The organism is Amycolatopsis sp. cmx-8-4 (assembly GCF_046548675.1).
In the GTDB taxonomy this organism is placed as follows: Bacteria; Actinomycetota; Actinomycetes; order Mycobacteriales; family Pseudonocardiaceae; genus Amycolatopsis.
In genome coordinates this window covers 1-630 of record NZ_JAEBDZ010000102.1, presented here as the reverse complement: position 1 = coordinate 630, position 630 = coordinate 1, and the positions used below count along the sequence as shown (strand labels likewise).

The 630-nt window shown below is 61.0% G+C and carries 1 pseudogene; it reads left to right on the top strand.

Annotated features, from left to right (window positions below):
- Window positions 1–428 (top strand): annotated as a pseudogene (locus ACLJQZ_RS48590) (IS701 family transposase); the annotation flags it as partial.
- Window positions 429–630 lie beyond the last annotated feature (202 nt).

Genomic DNA, 630 nt, shown 5'->3' with positions numbered 1-630 from the left:
CCGGCCTGCCGACACTGGTCAAACATGTCGCATCCCGGCTGAAACCCCATGATTGGTCCCGTCGTGCCTGCGGGATCGGCGCCAAGGGCTTCCGGACCTATGACTGGGCACTGGTGGATGCCGGCGACGGTCACCAGTACGTGTTCCGGCGGAACATCGCCGACGGCGAACTCGGCTACTTTCACTGCTACAACCCGCGTGGGGAACCAATCACGGAACTGGTCCGCGTCATCGGTGCCCGCTGGCCGATCGAGGAATGTTTCGAAGCCGCCAAAAACGAAGCAGGGCTGGACAACTACCAGGTCCGCCTCTACCACGCCTGGTACCGGCACATCACCCTCTCGATGCTCGCCATGGCATTCCTCGCGGTCATGAGACACGCAGCAAAAAAAGAAGAACTCCACCTGTCGACAGAACAGACACCCTGACGACACGAACCCGCCGCCTGATCGCGCTCACTCTCGCCGAGATCCGACGCCTGTTCAACCTCGTCGACAAAGATGATCAAGCCATCGACCACGGCCTACGCTGGTCTGCCTGGCGTCGTCGACACCAGGCAGACGCCCGACGACACCACGTCAGACGACGCCTTCGGCTGCAAATGATAGAGATCTAGCCCTGTAGTACTAG